The sequence below is a fragment of the Citrobacter sp. Cpo065 genome, assembly GCF_030332805.1.
Taxonomy (GTDB): domain Bacteria; phylum Pseudomonadota; class Gammaproteobacteria; order Enterobacterales; family Enterobacteriaceae; genus Citrobacter; species Citrobacter portucalensis.
This window is the reverse complement of sequence record NZ_JAOWHC010000019.1, coordinates 1-23150: the sequence shown is the minus strand read 5'-3', so window position 1 is coordinate 23150 and position 23150 is coordinate 1. Positions and strand designations below refer to the sequence as shown.

At 53.0% G+C, this 23150-nt stretch carries 21 protein-coding genes and 1 tRNA gene; 5 read left to right on the top strand and 17 right to left on the bottom strand.

Going from position 1 to position 23150, the window contains the following annotated elements:
* Positions 1-243 precede the first annotated feature (243 nt).
* Together ulaG and ulaR are read left to right on the top strand one after the other, a co-directional pair.
* A complete protein-coding gene (ulaG, locus tag OGY68_RS00775) occupies positions 244-1308 on the top strand; it encodes an L-ascorbate 6-phosphate lactonase (RefSeq protein ID WP_003025649.1) in 1065 nt (354 codons plus the stop codon).
* Positions 1309-1414: 106 nt separating this feature from the next.
* Positions 1415-2170 carry an HTH-type transcriptional regulator UlaR gene (gene ulaR / locus OGY68_RS00770; protein ID WP_003025646.1) on the top strand — a complete coding sequence of 252 codons (756 nt, stop codon included), beginning with the start codon at positions 1415-1417 and terminating at the stop codon, positions 2168-2170.
* Here ulaR and yjfP read toward each other — a convergent pair.
* The gene (gene yjfP / locus OGY68_RS00765) at positions 2167-2916 is read right to left on the bottom strand and encodes an esterase (protein WP_048227203.1); all 750 of its coding nucleotides are present in this window, start codon (positions 2914-2916) and stop codon (positions 2167-2169) included. The two genes, ulaR and yjfP, sit on opposite strands and share 4 nt — an antisense overlap.
* Before the next feature lie 181 nt (positions 2917-3097).
* Here yjfP and bsmA point away from each other — a divergent pair, with 181 nt between their 5' ends.
* Together bsmA and yjfN are read left to right on the top strand one after the other, a co-directional pair.
* On the top strand, positions 3098-3427 hold the full coding sequence (bsmA, locus tag OGY68_RS00760) for a biofilm peroxide resistance protein BsmA (RefSeq protein WP_057066585.1): 330 nt from the start codon (positions 3098-3100) through the stop codon (positions 3425-3427).
* Between the two features lie 147 nt (positions 3428-3574).
* Entirely contained in the window at positions 3575-3850 is a 276-nt protein-coding gene (gene yjfN / locus OGY68_RS00755; protein ID WP_003830465.1) for a DUF1471 family protease activator YjfN, read from the top strand.
* An 86-nt stretch (positions 3851-3936) separates the two neighbouring features.
* Here yjfN and OGY68_RS00750 read toward each other — a convergent pair whose 3' ends face one another.
* From OGY68_RS00750 to nnr, 15 genes are all read right to left on the bottom strand, one after another.
* A complete protein-coding gene (locus OGY68_RS00750) occupies positions 3937-5559 on the bottom strand; it encodes an isovaleryl-CoA dehydrogenase (RefSeq protein ID WP_057066587.1) in 1623 nt (540 codons plus the stop codon).
* Positions 5560-5679: 120 nt separating this feature from the next.
* Complete coding sequence (gene rlmB, locus OGY68_RS00745; RefSeq protein WP_057066589.1) at positions 5680-6411, bottom strand: 23S rRNA (guanosine(2251)-2'-O)-methyltransferase RlmB; 732 nt, start codon at positions 6409-6411, stop codon at positions 5680-5682.
* Between the two features lie 72 nt (positions 6412-6483).
* On the bottom strand, positions 6484-8946 hold the full coding sequence (gene rnr, locus OGY68_RS00740; protein WP_057066591.1) for a ribonuclease R: 2463 nt from the start codon (positions 8944-8946) through the stop codon (positions 6484-6486).
* Positions 8947-8984: 38 nt separating this feature from the next.
* Positions 8985-9410, bottom strand: coding sequence for a nitric oxide-sensing transcriptional repressor NsrR (gene nsrR, locus OGY68_RS00735; RefSeq protein ID WP_003830485.1), 426 nt, complete (start codon positions 9408-9410; stop codon positions 8985-8987).
* A gap of 216 nt (positions 9411-9626) precedes the next feature.
* On the bottom strand, positions 9627-10925 hold the full coding sequence (gene purA / locus OGY68_RS00730) for an adenylosuccinate synthase (RefSeq protein ID WP_003025606.1): 1299 nt from the start codon (positions 10923-10925) through the stop codon (positions 9627-9629).
* Positions 10926-11027: 102 nt separating this feature from the next.
* The gene (locus OGY68_RS00725; protein ID WP_003025602.1) at positions 11028-11225 is read right to left on the bottom strand and encodes a DUF2065 domain-containing protein; all 198 of its coding nucleotides are present in this window, start codon (positions 11223-11225) and stop codon (positions 11028-11030) included.
* Between the two features lie 82 nt (positions 11226-11307).
* Complete coding sequence (hflC, locus tag OGY68_RS00720; protein WP_003830491.1) at positions 11308-12312, bottom strand: protease modulator HflC; 1005 nt, start codon at positions 12310-12312, stop codon at positions 11308-11310.
* 2 nt (positions 12313-12314) lie between these two features.
* Positions 12315-13568 carry an FtsH protease activity modulator HflK gene (hflK, locus tag OGY68_RS00715; protein ID WP_008786005.1) on the bottom strand — a complete coding sequence of 418 codons (1254 nt, stop codon included), beginning with the start codon at positions 13566-13568 and terminating at the stop codon, positions 12315-12317.
* Positions 13569-13757: 189 nt separating this feature from the next.
* Positions 13758-15038, bottom strand: a complete 1281-nt coding sequence (gene hflX, locus OGY68_RS00710; protein ID WP_003830495.1) for a ribosome rescue GTPase HflX — start codon at positions 15036-15038, stop codon at positions 13758-13760.
* Positions 15039-15112: 74 nt separating this feature from the next.
* A complete protein-coding gene (gene hfq / locus OGY68_RS00705; RefSeq protein ID WP_003025584.1) occupies positions 15113-15421 on the bottom strand; it encodes an RNA chaperone Hfq in 309 nt (102 codons plus the stop codon).
* Between the two features lie 84 nt (positions 15422-15505).
* Complete coding sequence (gene miaA, locus OGY68_RS00700) at positions 15506-16456, bottom strand: tRNA (adenosine(37)-N6)-dimethylallyltransferase MiaA (protein ID WP_008786004.1); 951 nt, start codon at positions 16454-16456, stop codon at positions 15506-15508.
* On the bottom strand, positions 16449-18335 hold the full coding sequence (gene mutL / locus OGY68_RS00695) for a DNA mismatch repair endonuclease MutL (RefSeq protein WP_057066593.1): 1887 nt from the start codon (positions 18333-18335) through the stop codon (positions 16449-16451). The genes miaA and mutL overlap by 8 nt, the downstream gene beginning before the upstream one ends.
* 9 nt (positions 18336-18344) lie before the next feature.
* A complete protein-coding gene (amiB, locus tag OGY68_RS00690; protein WP_286616733.1) occupies positions 18345-19670 on the bottom strand; it encodes an N-acetylmuramoyl-L-alanine amidase AmiB in 1326 nt (441 codons plus the stop codon).
* A 16-nt stretch (positions 19671-19686) separates the two neighbouring features.
* Positions 19687-20148 carry a tRNA (adenosine(37)-N6)-threonylcarbamoyltransferase complex ATPase subunit type 1 TsaE gene (gene tsaE / locus OGY68_RS00685; protein WP_008786002.1) on the bottom strand — a complete coding sequence of 154 codons (462 nt, stop codon included), beginning with the start codon at positions 20146-20148 and terminating at the stop codon, positions 19687-19689.
* Positions 20120-21667: a bifunctional ADP-dependent NAD(P)H-hydrate dehydratase/NAD(P)H-hydrate epimerase gene (gene nnr, locus OGY68_RS00680; protein WP_057066597.1), complete on the bottom strand. Its 1548-nt coding sequence runs from the start codon at positions 21665-21667 to the stop codon at positions 20120-20122. The genes tsaE and nnr overlap by 29 nt, the downstream gene beginning before the upstream one ends.
* Between nnr and queG the strand changes: the two genes are divergently transcribed.
* Positions 21666-22805, top strand: coding sequence for a tRNA epoxyqueuosine(34) reductase QueG (gene queG, locus OGY68_RS00675; RefSeq protein WP_219987353.1), 1140 nt, complete (start codon positions 21666-21668; stop codon positions 22803-22805). The two genes, nnr and queG, sit on opposite strands and share 2 nt — an antisense overlap.
* Before the next feature lie 269 nt (positions 22806-23074).
* Here the strand turns inward: queG and OGY68_RS00670 are convergent.
* Positions 23075-23150: transfer RNA gene (locus OGY68_RS00670), tRNA-Gly, on the bottom strand.

Genomic DNA, 23150 nt, shown 5'->3' with positions numbered 1-23150 from the left:
AAATAATTCTCTTACTTGCAGAGTGGATTTACTTCAAATTCCTACACGTCAAAATAAATTCATTTAAAACAATAAAATACAAAAATACATTTCATATAAACCCTCTTGTCACGTTGTAATTTGTTCACATTTTCCCATTCAACACCAAAAATCAGCGCATTGCCTTCTTGAGAAAATGATGTCAGTATCAATCAAAACAAATCATCATTTGATTCAACTTGAACAAACATGAAGGTAATTGCGATGAGTAAAGTAAAAAGCATCACGCGTGAATCATGGATTCTGAGCACATTCCCGGAGTGGGGAAGCTGGCTCAATGAAGAGATCGAGCAGGAACAGGTCGCACCTGGCACTTTCGCTATGTGGTGGCTTGGCTGTACCGGAATTTGGCTAAAGTCTGAAGGCGGAACTAACGTCTGCGTCGATTTCTGGTGCGGTACGGGTAAACAGAGTCACGGTAACCCGCTGATGAAAACCGGTCACCAGATGCAACGCATGGCGGGCGTGAAGAAGCTGCAGCCAAACCTGCGCACCACGCCGTTTGTTCTTGATCCGTTTGCCATTCGTCAGATCGATGCGGTGCTGGCCACGCACGATCATAACGATCACATCGACGTAAATGTTGCAGCAGCCGTCATGCAGAACTGTGCCGACGACGTGCCGTTTATTGGACCGCAGACTTGTGTGGATCTGTGGATCGGTTGGGGTGTACCAAAAGAGCGATGCATCGTGGTAAAACCTGGCGATGTGGTGAAAGTGAAAGATATTGAAATTCATGCGCTTGATGCGTTTGATCGTACGGCATTGATCACGCTTCCTGCCGATCAAAAAGCGGCAGGCGTGCTGCCGGATGGTATGGATGCCCGCGCCGTAAACTATCTGTTCAAAACGCCGGGCGGTACGCTTTATCACAGCGGTGATTCACACTACTCCAACTACTATGCAAAGCATGGCAATGAGCACCAGATCGACGTCGCGCTCGGATCCTACGGCGAGAACCCACGGGGTATTACGGACAAAATGACCAGTTCCGACATGCTGCGTATGGCGGAGGCCCTGAATACAAAAGTGGTGATCCCTTTCCATCACGATATCTGGTCAAACTTCCAGGCCGATCCTCAGGAGATCCGCGTACTGTGGGAGATGAAAAAGGATCGGCTGAAGTATGGCTTTAAGCCTTTTATCTGGCAGGTGGGTGGCAAGTTCACCTGGCCGCTGGACAAAGATAACTTTGAATATCACTATCCGCGCGGCTTTGACGACTGCTTCACGATTGAACCGGATTTACCGTTTAAATCGTTCTTGTGATCCACACAAAATGCCGGGCCATCCCGGCATTTTTTCCCATTTACTTTAGTATTTCCAGGCTATTTCAAATATCATCTTTTCAAATCAATTTGTATCGGAATAGCTCATGACTGAAGCACAAAGACATCAAATATTGCTGGATATGCTGGCGCAGTTGGGCTTTGTTACCGTTGAGAACGTGATTGAGCGTCTGGGGATTTCACCCGCCACAGCACGCCGGGATATCAACAAACTCGATGAAAGCGGCAAACTCAAGAAAGTCCGCAACGGCGCAGAAGCTATTACCCAGCAGCGACCGCGCTGGACGCCAATGAATCTGCACCAGGCACAGAACCACGATGAAAAAGTTCGCATTGCCAAGGCGGCATCCCAGCTTGTGAATGCGGGTGAAAGCGTGGTGATCAACTGCGGATCGACCGCCTTTCTGCTGGGTCGCGAAATGTGCGGCAAGCCGGTGCAGATCATCACTAATTATCTGCCGCTGGCGAACTATCTGATCGACCAGGAGCATGACAGTGTGATCATCATGGGAGGGCAATATAACAAAAGCCAATCCATCACGCTTAGCCCGCAAGGCAGTGAAAATAGCCTGTATGCCGGGCACTGGATGTTCACCAGTGGCAAAGGGTTGACCGCGGACGGACTGTATAAAACCGATATGCTGACCGCTATGGCCGAGCAGAAGATGCTTAACGTGGTGGGCAAACTGGTGGTGTTGGTCGATAGCAGTAAAGTCGGTGAACGTGCGGGAATGCTGTTCAGTCGCGCTGACCAAATCGACATGCTGATTACTGGCAAAAATGCAAACCCTGAGATTCTGCAACAGCTTGAAGCCCAGGGTGTGAGCATTATGCGCGTTTAAAGGTGCTGGCGGAAAAACGTCACCGTTGCGGCCAACGCTTCTGGCGTGATGCGATGTCGTACACCCGCTTCCCACAGGCAGGTCAGATTGTTGTCCAAACCTGCCTGAATCAGCGCTTGCTGTAAGCGGAAAGTTTCAACAGCCGGTACAACATCATCATCCTGTCCATGCCACAGCAGCAACGGCCTGTCAGCGAGGCGTGGTAACTGATGCGTAACATCCCATTCGGCAAGCGGGGCGATAACAGCATCAAATTCCGCCTGCTGCTCTGGGGTCTGAACCAGTAAAGGGGGAAACAGCGTCTGCGCAAGCCGGGTAAAATAGCCTGAACCCATCAGGCTGGCTACACATTTAACCTCAGGATGGCGCGCCATTATGCCCAATGCTGTCATTCCCCCCATCGACGCCCCACCGACGGCAAGCCGCTCATCTGAAAGCCAATTTTCCGCCACCAGCGCCGCACGTAACGTCGTAAACTCCTGCATATTTTGCTGCAAAATATGCCAGAAGCGGTGCATTCGCACCTGGGCATCGCTTTTGAAGCGAGCGCCATGGTCGGGCGCATCTGGCATGACGACGCGGAACCCGGCCTGAGCCAGCGCAACGGCAAAATAGCTGTAAACCAGGCTTGAAGAGGTAAACCCGTGATAGAAGATAATACAAGGGAGTGAACATTCGCGTTTGCCAGCCGGAACGGCGTGCAGGACAGGGATACCCGCCAACTGTCGTGTTTCAATTTCGATCATTTGTCGCCTCTTTCTTTCTGGTATGCCATGCAGCAATACTTAACGCAAGCGAATGTGTTCGGCAATGATTCATAATGTTGAGAACTGGGTTACGCTTTCGCAACATTTTCATTCGAAAATCGCGTGAGAGATAACAATTCGGGAACATTCCCCTAAAGGGAAATTAATAAGGCACTACACTATGGCTATCAGGAAACGAGATAGAGTTATGCGTCGGTTTGCCTCTTTGTTGTTGGTTATGTTTTTAAGCGCCTGTAGTGTGCTACAGGGAACGCCACAACCCGCACCGCCAGTTGCCGACCACCCGCAGGAGATCCGCCGTGACCAGAGTAATGGGTTACAGCGATTAGGGACGGTTAGCGCGCTGGTAAGAGGCTCTCCGGATGATGCGCTGGCAGAGATCCGTGCCAAAGCCGCCGCGGCTAAAGCTGATTACTACGTGGTTTTATTAGTGGATGAAACTATCGTGACAGGCCAATGGTATTCACAGGCTATTTTGTATCGTAAATAACATTGGGTTGAAATTTAGTCAGCTTTACATTGCTTTGCGCCCCTATGCGTTTACCTGTGCACAATAAACCAACAGCAGGAAGCTTGAGGTTTATTATCGCGATGGAATGCCCTGCCGTGTGTAGGGGTACGAATAATGGAGCTGACGATGAAACAATCACTTGCCTTATCCTCACTGCTGCTTTCTGCCGGACTGGTAGGTACTACGGCGCAGTCTGCCGAATTCGCCAGTGCTGACTGTGTTACTGGCCTGAACGAAATTGGCCAGATATCTGTCAGTAACATTGCAGGAAATCCGCAGGATGTAGAACGTGTTGTCGCGTTAAAAGCGGATGAACAAGGTGCCTCATGGTATCGGATCATTCAAATGTACGAAGATCAGCAGCCCGACAACTGGCGCGTACAGGCCATACTCTATGCTTAACACATTGCCGGATGGCGTAAACTTATCTGAGCTACAGTGAACTGTAGACATGATAAGACGCGAAAGCGTCGCCATCAGGCATATTATTACCGTAATCCCCCCGTTGCCCGCAGAAGCAAATCATTCAGCACCTGCTCAGACAATCGTAGTCCCCCCCGCGTATCAAGCATCATTTGGCACCAGGCCTGCGCCACTGGTGGAGAGGCATAGCGCAACATCTGCGCTCCGCAACCGAGCAGGAAAAGCTGCTGCGTAATCTCCCGCCCCAATGCCTCGCTAGGTTTACGTAAACGCTGCTGGAGCTGACGCACCATTCGATCGTAATGTCGGTCTTGCCCTTTGACTTCCGCAAAGGCTTCACTGAGCATCTCGTATATGCCGGGTTGTTTGGTCAGTACCCGCAATACATCAAGGCACATAATGTTGCCAGAGCCTTCCCAGATACTGTTTACCGGCATTTCACGATACAAACGCGGCAGCTCGCTCTCCTCGCAATAGCCAATCCCACCCAGCACTTCCATCGCTTCTGCCACAAATGGCATACCGCTTTTGCACACGGAGAATTTCGCCGCTGGTGTGAACAATCTGGCCCACAGCGCTTCTTTAGCATCAGCACGGCGGTCCCAGGCCCGCGCCAGTCGAAACAGTAACGCCGTTTGACCTTCCAGTTGGAGCGCCATCCGACCTAACACTTGACGCATCATCGGCTGTTCAATCAATGGCTTGCCAAAAACTTGCCGCTGGTGCGCATGGTAAATCGCGACGGAAAAAGCACGTCGCATCATACCGTGACTGCCGAGCGCACAGTCAAAACGCGTCATCCCCCCCATTTTCAGGATATGGCGTATACCTTCCCCTTCTTCACCCAATAGCCAGCCAATCGCTTCATGGAATTCAACCTCGCAGCTGGCGTTGGAGCGGTTGCCTAACTTATCTTTCAATCTCTCAAGACGGATAGCATTACGCTGCCCGTCAGGTAAAAATCGCGGCACAAAAAAGCAGGATAATCCTCCCTTAGCCTGGGCCAGCACTAAATGGGCATCGCTTTGCGGCACGGAGAAAAACCACTTATGTCCCACCAGCCGAAACGAGCCGTCAGCAAGACGTTCTGCCTGAGTGGTATTGCTCAGCACATCTGAACCACCCTGCTTCTCGGTCATGCCCATACCGATAAGCAGCCCACGCTTTTGCCCACCGGGCAGCAAATGCGAGTCATAACGGTCGCTTAGCAGCGGCGTAAGCCAGTCGTGAAAGGGGGCGGGTAACATTTGAAGTAACAGCGGCGTGGCGGCAAAAGTCATGGTCACCGGACACAACGTGCCAGCTTCAACCTGCGCATGCAGCATGAAACGCGCCGCCCGGGCAACAAATGTTCCCTGCCTCGCATCTTCTTCCCAGGCCAGATTATGTACGCGGTTGGCGCACAATCCCTGCATCAGCAAATGCCAGGCAGGATGAAAACGCACATCATCCAGCCGCTGCCCCTGCGGGTCGTAGCGCAACAGTTCAGGTGGAAAAGCATTGGCCAGACGCCCCAGTTCGAGCGACTCGGCAGTCCCTAGCTGCTGACCAATACTGGCGAGAAGATCGCTGTCCCAACCAGCGCCTTCGCGGATAACCGCTTCGCACAGCGCGCCATCGGACAAATATAAGTTACTGTTATTGAGCGGTACAGGTTGGTTAAAAACGGTATGCGTTTGCCAGTGCATTGTGTCTCCCTCCGTCAATGGCCGTCGCTTTAAGTATGGTCAGCCAGACAAGAGAGTGCCTGGGATTCAGGTCACAAAAAAGCCATCCCGAGGGATGGCTTAAGAGACATAGAGAATGAATTAGCCGCGCTGGCGGACGGCTTCAAACAGGCAGATGCCCGTCGCAACTGAAACGTTCAATGACGAAACGCTCCCTGCCATCGGGATGCTGATCAGTTCGTCACAGTGTTCGCGGGTCAGACGGCGCATACCTTCACCCTCTGCGCCCATCACCAGCGCCAGACGACCGGTCATTTTGCTCTGATAGAGAGTATGGTCGGCTTCACCTGCGGTTCCGACGATCCAGATATTCTCTTCCTGCAGCATACGCATGGTGCGCGCCAGGTTGGTCACGCGGATCAGCGGTACGCTTTCTGCCGCACCACAGGCCACTTTTTTCGCCGTCGCATTCAACTGTGCGGAACGATCCTTCGGTACGATTACAGCATGTGCGCCAGCAGCATCAGCGCTACGCAGGCATGCACCCAGGTTATGCGGATCGGTGACGCCATCGAGAATCAAAAAGAACGGCTGATCGAGCGTAGCAATCAGATCCGGCAGATCGTTTTCCTGATACTGACGGCCCGGCTTCACGCGAGCAATAATCCCCTGATGTACCGCACCCTCGCTTTTCTCATCCAGAAACTGACGGTTAGCCAGTTGAATGACAACACCCTGTGCTTCCAGTGCATGGATCAGCGGCAGCAGGCGTTTATCTTCACGACCTTTGAGAATAAAGACGTCCTGGAAGCGCTCAGGCGCACGTTCCAGCAGGGCCTGCACCGCATGGATGCCGTAAATCATTTCACTCATGAATGTACTCGTTAATAGTTTATGCGTAACGCCGGGCAACGCGAAGGTTGCCCGACTTACAGTCTATGGCTGTTATTGTGCGACTTTCTTTTTCGCCGCACGTTTAGCTTTAGTGGCGGCAGCAATTTTAAGCGTTTTTGCCGAAGGCTTTTTCGCTTTTTTATCACCTTTCTTCTCAGCCGCATTCTTATCCGCCTGAGGTTTGGCTCTGCCTTTCTTCTCGCCGCGGAAAGCGCTGTCCGGCTCGAAATTCACCTTTTTGCCCATCTGACGACGTTTACCGGTATTTTTACCCGCATCGCCTTTTTTGGCTTTTTCGCGCGCGGTTTTACCCTCATTACGCGGCGCACGTTCACTGGAGATCAAGCTGAAGTCGATCTTACGTTCGTCCATGTTGACTGCTTCCACGCGAACTTCCACGCGATCGCCCAGGCGATACATCTGGCCGCTGGATTCCCCCGTCAGGCGCTGCCCAACCTGGTCGAAACGATAGTAGTCGTTATCCAGAGAAGAGACATGCACCAGACCGTCGATAAACAGTTCATCAAGACGGACAAAGAAACCAAATCCGGTCACGCTGGCAATCACGCCTTTGAAGACATTACCCACCTGGTCCAGCATGAAGTCGCACTTCAGCCAGTCAGAGACATCACGCGTGGCTTCATCAGCACGGCGCTCGGCCATCGAACAGTGCTGACCCAGTTGCAGCATCTCTTCCATCGAATAATGGTAGCCACCGGTTTCCGTGGTGTTGCCCTTATGGCCCTGCTCCTGCGCCAGCAGATACTTAATCGCCCGGTGCAAGGAGAGATCCGGGTAACGACGGATCGGTGAAGTAAAGTGTGCATAAGATTGCAGCGCCAGGCCAAAGTGACCACGGTTTTCCGGATCGTAAATCGCCTGCTTCATCGAACGCAGCAGCATGGTTTGCAGCATTTCTGCGTCAGGACGGTCAGCAATCGACTCCAGCAGTTCAGCGTAATCACGCGGCTCAGGTTTGTTGCCACCAGGCAGCTCCAGCCCCAGCTCTGACAGGACGGAACGGAACGAGTTAATCGCTTCGGTCGTCGGCTTATCGTGAATACGGAACAGCGCTGGCTCTTTGGCTTTCTCAACGAATCGTGCCGCGGAGATGTTCGCCATGATCATGCACTCTTCAATCAGCTTGTGCGCGTCGTTACGCTGCGTCTGCTCAATACGCTCAATACGGCGTTCAGCATTGAAGATAAACTTCGCCTCTTCACTTTCAAACGAGATACCGCCACGCTCTTCACGGGCCTTATCCAGCACTTTGTAGAGGTTATGCAGCTCTTCAATGTGTTTAACCAGCGGTGCGTACTGCTCACGCAGCTCCTGGTCGCCTTGCAGCATATGCCAGACCTTGGTGTAGGTCAGACGCGCATGGGAGCTCATGACCGCTTCGTAGAATTTAAAGCCAGTTAAGCGGCCTTTCGACGAAATGGTCATTTCACAGACCATACACAACCGGTCCACCTGCGGGTTGAGTGAACACAATCCGTTAGACAGCACTTCCGGCAGCATCGGAACAACCTGCGACGGGAAGTAAACGGATGTGCCACGGCTACGAGCTTCCTGGTCCAGCGGAGTCGGCGGGCGAACGTAATAGCTTACGTCAGCAATCGCCACCCATAAACGCCAACCACCGCCGCGTTTCTTCTCGCAATAAACCGCATCGTCGAAGTCGCGCGCATCTTCGCCATCGATAGTCACCAGCGGCAGATCGCGCAGATCGACACGTCCTACTTTCGCCTCTTCCGGCACTTCTTCTTTCAGTCCGGCGACCTGTTTCTCAACCGCCTGAGGCCAGATATATGGGATTTCATGAGTACGCAGGGCCATATCCACGGCCATGCTGGTTCCCATGTTATCGCCCAGCACTTCAACAATTTTGCCCACCGCTTTGGTGCGGCGAGTCGGACGCTGGGTCAGTTCAACGACGACCACAAAGCCCATACGAGCGCCCATTACCTCTTCCGGCGGGATCAGGATATCGAAGCTCAGGCGGCTGTCGTCTGGGACGACAAACCCAACACCAGCGTCGGTGAAGTAGCGACCGACAATCTGGCTGGTTTTCGGCACCAGTACGCGCACAATTCGCGCTTCGCGGCGACCTTTACGGTCCGCGCCCAACGGCTGCGCCAGCACCTGATCGCCATGAATGCAGGTTTTCATTTGCTCGCTGGACAGATACAGGTCATCTTTGCGGCCTTCAACGCGCAGAAAGCCGTAGCCATCACGGTGGCCAATAACGGTACCTTTCAGCAGGTCGAGACGCTCCGGCAGCGCATAGCATTGACGACGGGTGAAGACCAGTTGTCCGTCACGCTCCATCGCGCGCAGGCGACGACGCAGCGCTTCTTGCTGCTCTTCACCTTCAATATTGAGTTCAGCGGCCAGCTCATCGCGGTTGGCCGGCTTTTCACGTTTAGTTAAATGTTCGAGGATAAATTCCCGGCTCGGGATAGGATTCGCGTATTTTTCTGCTTCGCGTTCCTGGAAAGGATCTTGTGACATGTCGGTTCCTCCGTCATCATCGCTGCTGGCGGGAGTCGTTACTCCACCAGCAATAATTTATAAAGCGGTTGATTCTTTTCAACCAAATCAGCAAGTGTGTAGTTGTCCAGTTCCGTGAGAAAACTTTGCACTGCTTTAGAAAGCGCCTGTTTGAGTCGACAGGCCGGGGTAATGTGGCAAAACTCGCTGCTACAGTTGACCAACGATAAGGGTTCCAGCTCGCGAACCACATCACCAATACCAATATCCTTAGCGGGTTTACCCAGGCGGATACCGCCATTTTTTCCTCGAATAGCAGTAACAAAGCCCGCCCGGCTAAGTTGATTGATTATTTTGACCATATGATTACGGGACACGCCGTAGACTTCTGTCACCTCAGAAATACTGGTCATACGTCCTTCGGGAAGTGACGCCATGTAGATTAGCGCACGTAATCCGTAATCGGTGAAACTTGTTAACTGCACATCAACCTCAGGAAAAGGGATAAAACGGATAAACCTGGTAGTATTAATTACATTGATGATAAACCAGCCACCAGCCAGGTCGCTAATTTATTTCAGTTCGGGAAGGAAAAAAGCGAGGAACTTACGTGATTTTAAGCCGGATTCTGATGCAAAGCACCTTATCCGGCCTAAATTAGTGCAAGCGCAGCGCCGTTTGACGCTACGCTATAACCAGAATTATGCGTCGAACGGGTCGCGCAGGATCATGGTTTCAGTACGGTCTGGGCCAGTTGAGATAATATCAATCGGCACACCGGTCAGTTCTTCAATACGCTTGATGTAGTTCAGCGCTGCCTGCGGCAGACCGCTACGTTCCTTCACGCCGAAGGTGGATTCAGACCAACCCGGCATGGTTTCGTAAATCGGCTCGATACCTTTCCAGTCGTCAGCTGCCAGCGGAGTAGTCGTTACTTCGCGGCCATCCGGCATACGGTAAGCGACACAGATTTTCACCTCTTTCAAACCGTCCAGTACGTCCAGTTTGGTCAGGCAGAAGCCAGACAGGGAGTTAATCTGTACTGCACGGCGTACAGCAACGGAGTCCAGCCAACCGGTACGACGACGACGACCGGTGGTCGCGCCATACTCGTTACCTTGTTTGCACAGGAACTCGCCAACGTCATCAAACAGCTCTGTCGGGAACGGCCCCGCACCTACACGAGTAGAGTAAGCTTTGATGATACCCAGAACGTAGTCCACATAACGTGGGCCCAGGCCGGAGCCGGTTGCCACGCCACCTGCGGTGGTGTTGGAGGACGTTACGTACGGATAGGTACCGTGGTCGATATCCAGCAGCGTACCCTGCGCACCTTCAAACATGACGAAATCGCCACGCTTACGCGCCTGGTCCAGCAGATCGGAAACATCAACAACCATTGAGGTCAGGATGTCGGCGATAGCCATCACATCATCCAGCACTTTCTGGTAGTCAACTGCTTCAACTTTATAGAAATTCACCAGCTGGAAGTTGTGATATTCCATCACTTCTTTCAGTTTTTCAGCGAAAGTTGCTTTATCAAACAGATCGCCAACACGCAGACCGCGACGAGCTACTTTGTCTTCATAAGCCGGACCGATACCACGACCGGTAGTACCGATCGCTTTCTCGCCACGCGCTTTCTCACGAGCGTTATCCAACGCAACGTGATAATCAAGGATCAGCGGACAAGCTTCAGACAGCAGCAGGCGCTCGCGAACCGGGATACCACGATCTTCCAGTCCTTTCATTTCTTTCATCAGCGCGGACGGAGACAGAACAACACCGTTACCGATGATGCTGATTACGTTTTCGCGAAGAATGCCTGATGGAATAAGATGGAGGACGGTTTTTTCACCGTTGATTACGAGAGTATGGCCTGCGTTGTGACCACCCTGGTAGCGCACAACATATTTAGCCCGTTCAGTCAGAAGATCGACGATCTTCCCTTTACCTTCGTCACCCCATTGGGTGCCCAGTACGACGACGTTGTTACCCATTTTTCAAAATCACCGTTTGCTTAAAAATGGATTCTACCACCGCTTTTTCAGATATACAGCACTTTTTGCATGCGAAAATCCGCAAATTAGTCTACTTATTGTTCAGCCAATCGTTTTCCTCAACATGTAGTAGACCACAACGCCCGCAACCACAAGACCTCCACCAAAACGACGCAAAATATTTTCGGGAAGTTGCGCCATTGCAGAGATCATTTTCTTCCATGCGCTGGGATAAAGCATCGGACCCAGCCCTTCCAGCACCAAAACCAGCGCGAGCGCCAGCAAAATTGTTGAATTCATCCATCGCCCTTGTATAAAAAGAAAACCACCGCATCCCTGGAGATGCCGGTGGTTTTGCTGCTTTAAAACCGCTGGAACGCGATTAGCGTGTCGCGGTATTTGGTGTCTTCATGTAGCGGAAGAAATCGCTGTCCGGGCTCATGACCATTACGTCCTGATTCCCTTCAAAGCTCTTCTCGTAAGCACGCAGGCTACGGATGAAGGCGTAGAAGTCCGGATCCTGACTGAACGCATCGGCAAACAGCTTAGCGGCTTCTGCATCACCTTCACCGCGCATAATACGGCCCTGACGCTCAGATTCTGCCAGCGTTTTAGTGACTTCATAGTCAGCCGTTGCACGCAGTTTTTCCGCCTCTTCCTGGCCTTGTGAACGATGGCGACGCGCTACCGCTTCACGCTCAGCGCGCATACGGTTGTAGATAGCCTCGGACACTTCAGCAGGCAGGTTGATTTGCTTAATACGCACGTCAACTACTTCGATGCCCAATGCTGCCATACTGTTCGGGTTGATGACCGGTACTTTACCGTTCGTTTCAGCCTGAACACGTTCAGCCGCTTCGGCAATCGCGCTATCTGCTGCCGGAGTCGCCACTTCATCTTCCGTGCCAGCAGAACCGGAGTTCAGCGCGTCACGAACTTCCAGGGTCAGACGACCGCGGGAATCGGTAACGATGTCCTTCACGTCCAGACGACCAATTTCAGAACGCAGACGGTCAGAGAACTTACGTTTCAGCAGGACTTCCGCCTGAGAAACATCGCCACCGCCCGTTGCCAGGTAGTAACGGCTAAAGTCACTGATGCGCCACTTGATGTAGGAGTCAACGATCAGGTCTTTCTTCTCTTTGGTAACAAAGCGATCGGCCTGGTTGTCCATAGTCTGAATACGCGCATCCAGCATCTTCACAGATTCAATAAACGGAATCTTGAAGTGCAGGCCAGGTGCTACGACCAGCGGCTTGTTTTCATCGTCACGCAGAACTTTACCAAAGCGCAGAGTAATACCGCGCTCGCCTTCTTTGACCACAAAGACAGACATGAACAGAACTACCAGAACGATGATGATAATCGCAATAACTGACTTACGCATCGTTATTCCCCCTGACGCTGGTAGTCGTTACGCTGCGCATTCGCGCGGCGTTGGTCCATAATATCGCCCTGACTGGTGGACGATGTGTTGCTTGCTCCAGTGCTGGAAGTCGTTGCTGGCGGCAGACGCAGCAGGTTTGAACTGCTGTCAGTCTTTGCTGCTGGCGCACTACCACCTTTCAGCATTTGATCCAGCGGCAGAACCATCAAATTGCTGCCTTTATCGTTAACCAGGACTTTGCGGGTATTGCTCAACACTTTTTCCATGGTTTCGATATACAGACGCTCGCGGGTAATTTGCGGTGCGGCTTTATATTCCGGCAGAATTTTTGCGAAGCGAGCCACTTCACCCTGTGCTTCCAGGATTGTCTGAGTCTTATACGCACGCGCTTCTTCCAGAATACGCTGCGCCTGACCGTTTGCACGCGGCTGAACTTCGTTGGTGTACGCTTCCGCTTCACGGATGTACTGCTGTTCGTTTTCACGTGCTGCGATAGCATCGTCAAACGCGGCTTTTACTTCTTCCGGCGGACGTGCAGCCTGGAAGTTGACGTCCAGCAGGGTGATACCCATGTTGTACGGACGGATCGTTTCTTCCAGTTCACGTTGGGTATCGCTACGAATAACGGTACGACCTTCGGTCAGGATACGGTCCATGGTGTATTTACCGATAACCCCACGCAGGGCACTGTCGGTAGCCTGACGCAGACTGTCATCCGCGCTGGTTACGCTAAACAGGTAACGCTGCGGATCGGTCACGCGGTACTGTACGTTCATTTCGACGCGCACGACGTTTTCGTCAGAGGTCAGCATGACGCCGGATGCGGCAAGTTCACGCACGGCTTCAACGTTGACCGGTGTCACTTCGTCGACAAAGGTCGGTTTCCAGTTCAGACCCGGTTCAACCAAATGGCTGAATTTACCGAAGCGTGTCACCACGCCGCGTTCCGCTTCTTTAATGGTATAGAAACCGCTGGCCGCCCAGATAATGACGATAGCGGCCGCTGCGATAGTAAAGACTCGACCGCCCAGTTGCGGACGCGGGCCTTGCGATGAACTACCGCCGCCAGAGCCAGTACCTTTACCGCCACCCAGACCACCGAGCTTTTTACTCAGTTTGCGGAAGATATCGTCCAGATCGGGAGGTCCCTGCTCGCGACCACCTTTGTTTCCATTTCCCTCAGGGTTGCCGCCAGGTTTGCTGCTTCCCCAGGGGTCGCGGTCTTGTCCGTTATTACCGGGCTGATTCCACGCCATTTTTGTGCTCCATATTTGTTATGCGATGCTATACCTGCGTCTTTTGCGCTGCCGTTGCGTTGGCTGCGTCCCTCAACGCCAGTCACATAGTTGACTATGCTCCTGGAGATTTCAGGACTTGCCGCCTTCCTGCCGCACAAAATCCACAAGGTATAGAGGCGAAAAAATCTTCAGGCCATATCCGTCAGATCAGACAACATAGTCTTCCAGTGCCGGTTCTTGTTTACAGAGGCGACGCCAGTCTACGATCGGCATACGAACCTGCAGACCTACGCTGCCGTCCTCCTCCATCCACTCTTTTTCTATTGCCTGAAGTTGATAAAACCGGCTTCTCAAACGCCCTTCCTGCGGCGGCAAACGCAACGTATGCTGCGCCACCTCACCGGAAAGTCGCTCAGTCAAAGCCTGAAAAAGTTGTGGTATACCAATCCCCGTTTGCGCTGATACCCAAACGCGAATGGGTTTATTCTCTTCATCTCTGTCGATACGCGGCTCAAAGTCATCCAACATATCGATTTTATTCATCACCAGCAGGGTCGGGATCTCATGCGCATCGATCTCTTCGAGCACCGTATCGACGGCCTCAATGTTTTCCTGCACACGAAAATCTGCTGCATCAATAACGTGCAGCAGCAATGTCGCCTGACGTGTTTCCTGCAAGGTGGCCTTAAACGCCGCCACCAGGTCGTGCGGCAAATGACGGATAAACCCAACGGTATCCGCCAGCACAGTCTCACCCACGTCCGCAACGTCTATTCTGCGTAGCGTCGGGTCCAGGGTCGCAAACAGCTGATCTGCTGCGTAGACCTGGGCTTCGGTGATCTGGTTGAACAGGGTGGATTTTCCGGCGTTGGTATATCCCACCAGTGATACGGTTGGGACATCCGCTTTCTTGCGCGACTGTCGCCCCTGCTCACGTTGCTTTTCAACTTTTTCCAGGCGCGACTGTATCTGCAAAATGCGATTACGCAGCAAACGACGGTCGGTTTCGAGCTGGGTTTCACCCGGGCCGCGCAAACCAATCCCGCCCTTTTGCCGTTCAAGGTGAGTCCAGCCACGGACCAGACGCGTAGCCATATGGCGCAACTGCGCCAGCTCAACCTGCAACTTACCCTCATGGGTTCGCGCACGCTGGGCAAAAATATCTAAAATGAGACCAGTCCTGTCGATAACAAGACACTGGCACAACTGTTCCAGGTTACGTTCCTGGGCAGGGCTTAGAGCATGATCAAAAATCACCACCGCAGCGCCAGTCGCTTTTACGGCTTCGGCAATTTCGATTGCCTTACCTTCACCAACAAAATACTTCGGGTGCGGTGCTTTACGGCTCCCGGTAATCACCTGCATTGCTTCGACACCGGCGGAAGAAACCAGAGATTCAAACTCCTGGAGGTCTTCCATATCTTTGTCTTGCGAAAAATAGATGTGTACCAGTACCGCCTGCTCACCGGCATCATAACGGTCAAACAAGCGTCAACCCCTTAATATAAATCAACGGGGAACACAGGATCGCTGGCTCCCCGTATGTAAAACAGCTAATAACCTTATTCGGTTTCTTCGCTGTCCTGTTGCGCAGATGAACCTTGCGCGTTGCTACCGTGATGGTAGTTGCTGCCTGTGCCGCCGGTGGCATTATTGCTGTGATGAGAAACCGGACGAGACGGGACAACAGTAGAAATCGCGTGCTTATAAACCATCTGGCTGACCGTGTTTTTCAACAGGATCACGAACTGATCAAAAGACTCGATTTGACCTTGCAGCTTAATACCATTCACCAAATAAATAGAAACTGGAACACGTTCCCGACGCAGTGCGTTCAGGAACGGATCTTGTAAAGATTGCCCCTTAGCCATTCTCTCTTTTCCTTATATGCTTATTTGTACTTTGAACCTTTCGATTCTGAAAAATTGCGCACGATACGTTTCAATTGTACACATTCAGTTCGCGATAGCACCAACAACCTGTAATACTTCGTTTCGCGCCTGGTCAGGCTTTTCACTGTCAAGCCAGTGCACCCCTTCCCAACCACGCAACCAGGTTACCTGTCGCTTCGCCAACTGCCTCGTGGCGCAAACACCTCTATAAACCATTTCATCGTATGAAATTTCACCTTCAATGTATGACCACATCTGGCGATACCCTACACAACGAATGGAAGGCAAATCCGTATGCAAATCTCCACGGGCAAAAAGCGCCCGGACTTCTGCTTCAAAACCTGAAGCTAACATCTGATGAAAACGCTGCTCAATTCGCTGATGGAGCAGTTCACGGCTCGCCGGGGCGATTGCAAACTGATGCACCTGATACGGCAAAGCATCTCCTGACGTTTGCGTCAGCTCCGTTAAAGTTTTACCCGAAATGAAAAAAACTTCCAGTGCCCGGGAAAGTCTTTGCGGATCATTTGGATGAATACGCGCCGCTGCCACGGGATCGATGTCCTGAAGCTGTCGGTGTAACGCGTCCCAACCCTGCTCTGCCGCCTGCTGCTCAATTCTGGCCCTGACTTCCGGGTCCGCCGACGGTAACGGCGACAGTCCTTCAAGCAAGGCTTTGAAATATAACATTGTGCCGCCCACCAGCAACGGGATACGGCCCGCGGCGGTGATGTCGGCCATCTCGGCTAACGCATCGCGACGAAAATCCGCAGCGGAGTACGCCTGCGATGGATCGCGGATATCCAGCAATCGGTGCGGTGCGGCCTGTAATTCAGCTGCATCAGGCTTAGCTGTACCGATATCCATCCCCTTGTAAATAAGGGCGGAATCAACGCTTATCAACTCTATGGGCAAAACTTTACGCAATTCAATTGCTAATGCCGTTTTACCGGAGGCCGTTGGCCCCATCAAAAAAATCGCCTTTGGCAGGCTCGCCTTACGGGTATCACTCATGTTTCAGGGCATTCATTACCGAATGTAAATCAACAGATTGTAACAGACCACCCGGCGGTGCCTTCACGAGTTGTGGGCAGAGCCGCTCAACATCCGCTAATAGCGTAATCGCCTGTGCCATGCTCCACTGTGGATGCTCGCTCATCAGGTTACGTGCGATCCACTGTGCAATATTGCCCGGCTCGAATACGGATTGCTGCGCCAGGTAGCCTATCAGTTCAGGAATCAAGATTTGTAAATTTTGTTGGCGTAAGGGTAAAGGCACCGCCCGGATGGTCACATGCTGCGCATCCAGCTGAAATTCAATGCCCAACTCAGCCAGTTGGCTCTGTCCTTTTTGCAGTGCCGCTTTTTCATCAGCGGTCACTTTTAGACGTAAAGGGATCAGTAACGGTTGAGCACAAACCGCTCCCTGACCCGGCGTTAACTGCGCCTGACGCAACCAACGCTCAGCCACCGGTAATGCCAACAACCGAATATGGCCATCACACTCGAGTAACGCGCAGTCTGCACCAACAATCGTTAGCACCCGGCCAAAGCCCTGACTGTTGCCAGTCAGAGGCGTCGATGGCGTTTCAGAGACCGGCGTTTTACGCGTTGGAGCAGGCGTCTGCATCAGTTGCTGATAAATTTCGCCCTGCTGCTTTTGGTATCCGGGTTGAGCATGAGGCCAACTGGCTCCCGCCTGACGGCCACCGCCACCACTACTGCCACCACTATTGCCACTTCCAGTGCCAGCGGATGCTGAGTACCGCGGTGTCGCAGGTTCACGCGCGGGAGCCGGCTCGGCAAAATGGTTGCGTCCAGCAGCAACGCGGTTTTCCGGAATGTGCCTTGGGGCGGGTTCGTCGTCATCAGCCAACGGCAGCGGCGTTTCAAGCTGCTGTTGCAGGACACTCAACACGCCCTGGTAAATAAAATCGTGCACCAGCCGGGATTGATGGAAACGGACCTCATGTTTAGCTGGGTGTACGTTGACATCCACTTGATGCGGATCGATTTCCAGATACAACACAAAAGCGGGCTGTTGATCGGCTCCCAGCTTATCTTCACAGGCCTGGCGGATAGCATGGTTGATCAGCCGGTCGCGCATCATCCGACCATTCACGTAGCAGTACTGGATTTCTGCCAGTGCTGCCGTTGTGTGGTTAGGATCGGCCACCCAGCCGCGCAATGTTAAATCGCCATGCTGCCATTCGATCGCCAGCGCATGCTCCAGAAACGGCGTGCCGCAAATCGCGCCCAGTCGGCGCTCTTTCTGCCCATCCGCGGCCACTGCCCGGTACTGACGCACCACTTTGCCGTTGTGCGACAAATTTATCGTCACATCAAAACGCGCCAGCGCAATGCGGCGAATAATCTCGTCGATATGATTAAATTCGGTTTTCTCGGTGCGCATAAATTTGCGCCGCGCCGGGGTGTTGTAGAACAGATCTAGCACCTCCAGCGTGGTTCCCACCGGATGCGCAGCGGGTTTAACTGTGACATCCATGTCACGCCCTTCGGCATACGCCTGCCAGGCTTCGGGTTGTTCTTGCGTACGCGACGTCAGGGTTAAACGAGACACGGAGCTGATACTGGCCAGCGCTTCGCCGCGAAATCCGAGGCTTACGATGGCTTCAAGATCGTCAAGCGAGGCTATTTTACTGGTGGCATGACGCGCCAACGCCAACGCCAGCTCGTCTTTTTTAATCCCGCAGCCGTTGTCACGAATACGGATAAGCTTCGCGCCGCCGCGTTCAATATCGATATCAATGCGCGTCGCACCGGCATCGATGCTGTTTTCCACCAGCTCTTTCACCACTGACGCAGGCCGTTCTACCACCTCGCCTGCGGCAATCTGGTTCGCCAGCTGTGGCGGTAGAACCTGAATCGGCATGGCTAATCCTTAATTTGTTAACGTGTTACCCGGCGATATGGCGCTGACGGTTTGCGCCGGTGCGCCCTGCGGCCCGGTTTGCATCGGGTGCGCCTGGAAATAGTTACGCAATCCTTTGTAAATCGCCTCAGCCAGTTGCTGCTGGTAATCATCGCTCGCCAACAGACGTTCTTCGCTGTTGTTACTGATAAAGCCAGTTTCAACCAGCACTGACGGGATATCAGGCGAACGCAGTACGCCAAGACTGGCGTGTTCTGGACGACGCTTATGCATCGAACCAATACGTTCTAACTGGCCGATCATGCTGGTCGCCACATCATACCCGACGCGCTGCGAATGACCGAACTGCAGATCCAGTACGGCCTGGCTGAGATAAGGATCGGACTGGCTGTTTGCCAGCACATCGCCCGCGCCGCCCAACAGCTCCGATTGCTTCTCGTGCTGTTCCAGCCAGCCGGCCATCTCACTGTTCGCCCGACGGTTTGACAGCACCCAAACGGAAGCACCTGTGGCATCACGATTTGGCGCGGCATCCGCGTGAATAGAAACCAGGAAATTGGCGTTTTGTTTACGCGCGACGTCTGAACGCCCCATCACCGAGATAAAGTAATCACCATCACGGGTGAGTACACCTTTAAACATCGGGTCATCATTGAGCAAACTGCGCAGCTTGCGCGCCACGGCAATCGTGACGTTTTTCTCACGCGTGCCGCCAGGACCAATAGCGCCAGGATCCTGTCCACCGTGTCCGGCATCAATGGCAATCACCACCTTATCGCCGTTGCTGGTGCTGGCGCGCGCCGCAGGGCGCGTGGAGGTATTGCTGTTAGTCACAGCCGTAGTGCGATCGTTTTCTGCTTTAAACGGATTGCGCGCTGGCTCGACAGGACGTGGGGCAACAATCGGCGCTTCAACACGCTTTGCAACCACGGGAGGTGGAGGCGGCGGCGCATCAGCGTTGATGGTAAACACGACGGTATAATTGCCGCCGTTCTGGCGTTTTACTGCTTCGGCTTTACCGTTCTCGGTTAAATCCACCACCAGGCGCAGAGATTGCGCATCTTTTGGCGTGCCGGAACGGATAGATTTCACCAGATTATTGCCGCTAAACAGCAGCGGTAACCCCTGAATCACACCGGTTTGTTTAATATCCAGCGCGACGGTTCGTTTCCCGTCCTGCGAAACGGCATATTCAGGATCGCCAATAAAGCTCAGCGTAATCCGCGCCTGTTGATCGCCATTGGACACCTGAAGATCGGAGAGGCTGGCGGCCCCTGCCTGCGCGCACAGCAGGACCAGGGTTGCCATCAGCCAGTTTCTGATGCGATAAATCATCCCGCCACCCTTAAGGTTAATCGGCTAAACGCGCCAGCAATAAATCACCTGATGAGGAGACTGCGCTTACACGCGCCTCTCGACCTTGCGCCTGGTATTCAATGTGTATTTCGACGTCCGGGTCTGGCAGTACACCTTTACCTTGTTGCGGCCATTCCACCAGGCAGATGGCATCATTGGCAAAATAATCGCGGATCCCCATAAATTCCAGCTCCTCTGGGTCCGCAAGTCGGTATAAATCGAAGTGATATACCATCAAGTTATCGAGTGAATAGGGTTCAACCAGCGTGTAGGTGGGGCTTTTTACATTACCTTTATGACCTAACGCCTGCAGAAATCCCCGGCTGAAGGTGGTTTTACCCGCCCCCAGGTCGCCGTACAAATATATAACCGTCGCGCCGTCACAGGCTTTGGCTACCCGCAGTCCCAGGTCTAAAGTCGCCTGCTCATCAGGTAGTGGAATTACTCGATTCATCATGATAAACGTCAATCACATCAGGGTTAACAATACGCTGTAGCGTGGTAAAGAGATCTGTCGCCAGCATGCCGCGCGTACCAAAACGCGCCGCCAGCACATCCGCCGCCGCTCCGTGCGCAACACATCCCGCACATGCTGCATCATACGGGGTAAGCTTCTGTCCGAGCAATGCGCCAATAATACCGGAAAGCACATCCCCCATTCCGCCACTGGCCATCCCGGCATTGCCGGTATCAATAATACCCAACTCCGCCTGTTCAGCAGCAACAACCGTACCCGCGCCTTTCAGCACCACCACGCCTCCGTACCGTTTTACCAGACGTTGTGCACAAAGTAAGCGATCGTCTTCAATTTCTGCAATGGAACAACCCAGCAGTCGCGCGGCTTCACCTGGATGCGGCGTGATCACGCGATTGTGACGTTTATCGGGGTTGATTGCCAGCAGGTTCAGCGCATCCGCATCCCAGAGCATCGGTTTGCGAAAATTCTCCACTTTTTGCAGCGCTTTTTTGCCCCACTCCTGCTGACCAAGCCCGGGGCCTATCACCACTACATCCGCCCACGCCAGGCTCTCTTCCAGCGTCTGCGGCGTCAGCGCATCGACCATCAGTTCCGGTCTGGCTGTCAAAATAGGCGCAATGTTTTCACTGCGCGTCAGCACTTTGACCAGCCCGGCACCTGCTCGCAGCGCGGCTTCCCCGGCCATGCGTATTGCGCCAGCCGTACCGTGGTCACCGCCGATAATCACCAGCCGCCCGTGGGAGCCTTTGTGCGAGGTGGGTCGACGCGGCGTTAGCCAGTGCGCAAGCTGTTGAGCATCAAAACGTTGTATTGGCGCATTCTGCCCCGCCAGCCAGTCGCCCAGCCCAAGTGCGTTAACATGCAGACGCCCGGTGACATCGCGCGCTTTACCGGTGAGCAGGCCCGGCTTGAGTGCAATAAAGGTAATGGTATGCGCTGCGTTGATGACCGCGCCCGGCGTCGCTCCCGTCTGCGCCAGCAGGCCAGAGGGAATATCTATCGCCACGGTGGGGGCTGGGTGAGAATTGGCACGTTCAATCAATACCGAGAGAGACTCACGCGGCGCATGTTTTAAGCCAGTGCCTGACAGCGCATCAATAATGACGTCCACGTTATTTGGCCAATTGATATCCGCCGCGTGAATGACGCCACCAGCGTTAAGCCAGGCATCACGTGCCTGCTTCGCCTCCTCGGGGAGCGGTTTGTCACTTTCCTGCGCCAGCAACGTAACTTCAAGACCCAGCGCTTTGGCAAGTCTTGCCACTACGTAACCATCGCCGCCGTTGTTGCCATGACCACATAGCACCAGCCAGTGCCGGGCGTTCGGATAAGCCTCACGAGTGACCTGAAACGCCGCCTCTCCCGCCCGTTGCATGAGTTCGTAAAGCGTCAGCCCTGAACTGTCTGCCGCCTCTCGCTCCATCCGCCTGATGTCATCGGCGTGCCAGATGGAGTGTGGTATACTTGCGGGGTTTTTCTTCATTGTATGGTCCGTCATGTCAGAGCCCCTCGATCTCAATCAGTTAGCGCAAAATATTAAGCAGTGGGGGCTGGAGCTTGGCTTTCAGCAGGTCGGGATTGCCGATACCGACCTCAGCGAAGCGGAACCCAAACTGCAGGCCTGGCTGGATAAACAATACCACGGCGAGATGGACTGGATGGCCCGTCACGGCATGATGCGCGCCCGACCTCACGAATTATTGCCCGGTACGCTACGTGTCATCAGCGTACGTATGAACTATCTTCCAGCCAATGCGGCCTTCGCCAGCACATTGAAGAATCCTTCTCTGGGTTACGTCAGCCGTTACGCGCTGGGGCGCGACTATCATAAGCTGCTACGTAACCGCTTAAAAAAGCTGGGAGAGATGATTCAACAGCACTGCGTTTCGCTGAATTTTAGACCTTTTGTCGATTCTGCGCCCATTCTTGAGCGTCCGTTAGCGGAAAAAGCTGGGCTTGGCTGGACAGGTAAGCACTCACTTATCCTCAATCGCGAAGCAGGTTCATTTTTCTTCCTCGGGGAATTACTGATCGATTTACCCTTGCCGATCGACCAACCAGTAGAAGAAGGATGCGGGAAATGCGTCGCCTGCATGACCATCTGTCCCACCGGGGCCATTGTTGAACCCTATACGGTGGATGCGCGCCGCTGTATCTCTTATCTCACTATCGAACTGGAAGGCGCGATCCCGGAAGAATTTCGTCCCTTGATGGGGAATCGAATTTATGGCTGCGATGATTGCCAGCTTATTTGCCCGTGGAACCGCTATTCACAGTTGACGGCAGAGGATGACTTCAACCCGCGCAAGCAGCTTCATGCTCCGGAGTTAATAGAGCTGTTTAGCTGGAGCGAAGCGTGGTTTTTAAAAGTCACGGAGGGGTCTGCCATTCGTCGTATTGGCCACCTGCGCTGGCTGCGAAATATCGCCGTTGCGTTGGGTAATGCCCCCTGGAATGAAGCCATTCTTCGCGCACTGGAAAGTCGCAGAGGTGAGCACCCACTTCTCGACGAACACATAGAATGGGCAGTTGCTCAGCAAATTGAGAAGCGAAATGCCTGCGTAGTTGAGGTGCAGCTACCGCAGAAACAACGTTTGGTCAGGGTCATTGAGAAGGGTCTGCCGCGCGACGCTTAAGTCATCCACAGCTTGTGTATAAAAATAAAAACACATTGATATTCAAGAGGGAAAAAATCGTCAAGTGATCGTATTAACAATTTGAAATGATAATTAAATTAATAATTTCAGATAGTTAAAATGATACTATTCACCCGGCGAAGTTTTTTGCATTCCAGGAATAATACCCGAACCTGTGGATAAGTCTGTTTACAAGAGTATGTCAATGACGAAACAAAACGTCCCCAACGCGATTATTCGTTGTGGATATTTTTATTGGGGTAAGAATTTGGAGCGGGAAACGAGACTCGAACTCGCGACCCCGACCTTGGCAAGGTCGTGCTCTACCAACTGAGCTATTCCCGC

What these genes read in the sequence shown, in the direction of transcription:
- tsaE (WP_008786002.1), bottom strand. Translation starts at nt 20,148, where the DNA reads ATGATGAATCGAGTAATTCCACTACCTGATGAGCAGGCGACTTTAGAC.
- purA (WP_003025606.1), bottom strand. Translation starts at nt 10,925, where the DNA reads ATGGGTAACAACGTCGTCGTACTGGGCACCCAATGGGGTGACGAAGGT.
- ulaG (WP_003025649.1), top strand. Translation starts at nt 244, where the DNA reads ATGAGTAAAGTAAAAAGCATCACGCGTGAATCATGGATTCTGAGCACA.
- bsmA (WP_057066585.1), top strand. Translation starts at nt 3,098, where the DNA reads ATGGCTATCAGGAAACGAGATAGAGTTATGCGTCGGTTTGCCTCTTTG.
- mutL (WP_057066593.1), bottom strand. Translation starts at nt 18,335, where the DNA reads ATGCCGATTCAGGTTCTACCGCCACAGCTGGCGAACCAGATTGCCGCA.
- rlmB (WP_057066589.1), bottom strand. Translation starts at nt 6,411, where the DNA reads ATGAGTGAAATGATTTACGGCATCCATGCGGTGCAGGCCCTGCTGGAA.
- nnr (WP_057066597.1), bottom strand. Translation starts at nt 21,667, where the DNA reads ATGACGGACCATACAATGAAGAAAAACCCCGCAAGTATACCACACTCC.
- yjfP (WP_048227203.1), bottom strand. Translation starts at nt 2,916, where the DNA reads ATGATCGAAATTGAAACACGACAGTTGGCGGGTATCCCTGTCCTGCAC.
- amiB (WP_286616733.1), bottom strand. Translation starts at nt 19,670, where the DNA reads ATGATTTATCGCATCAGAAACTGGCTGATGGCAACCCTGGTCCTGCTG.
- queG (WP_219987353.1), top strand. Translation starts at nt 21,666, where the DNA reads ATGTCAGAGCCCCTCGATCTCAATCAGTTAGCGCAAAATATTAAGCAG.
- hflC (WP_003830491.1), bottom strand. Translation starts at nt 12,312, where the DNA reads ATGCGTAAGTCAGTTATTGCGATTATCATCATCGTTCTGGTAGTTCTG.
- rnr (WP_057066591.1), bottom strand. Translation starts at nt 8,946, where the DNA reads ATGTCACAAGATCCTTTCCAGGAACGCGAAGCAGAAAAATACGCGAAT.
- yjfN (WP_003830465.1), top strand. Translation starts at nt 3,575, where the DNA reads ATGAAACAATCACTTGCCTTATCCTCACTGCTGCTTTCTGCCGGACTG.
- OGY68_RS00750 (WP_057066587.1), bottom strand. Translation starts at nt 5,559, where the DNA reads ATGCACTGGCAAACGCATACCGTTTTTAACCAACCTGTACCGCTCAAT.
- hfq (WP_003025584.1), bottom strand. Translation starts at nt 15,421, where the DNA reads ATGGCTAAGGGGCAATCTTTACAAGATCCGTTCCTGAACGCACTGCGT.
- ulaR (WP_003025646.1), top strand. Translation starts at nt 1,415, where the DNA reads ATGACTGAAGCACAAAGACATCAAATATTGCTGGATATGCTGGCGCAG.
- miaA (WP_008786004.1), bottom strand. Translation starts at nt 16,456, where the DNA reads ATGAGTGATACCCGTAAGGCGAGCCTGCCAAAGGCGATTTTTTTGATG.
- hflK (WP_008786005.1), bottom strand. Translation starts at nt 13,568, where the DNA reads ATGGCGTGGAATCAGCCCGGTAATAACGGACAAGACCGCGACCCCTGG.
- OGY68_RS00725 (WP_003025602.1), bottom strand. Translation starts at nt 11,225, where the DNA reads ATGAATTCAACAATTTTGCTGGCGCTCGCGCTGGTTTTGGTGCTGGAA.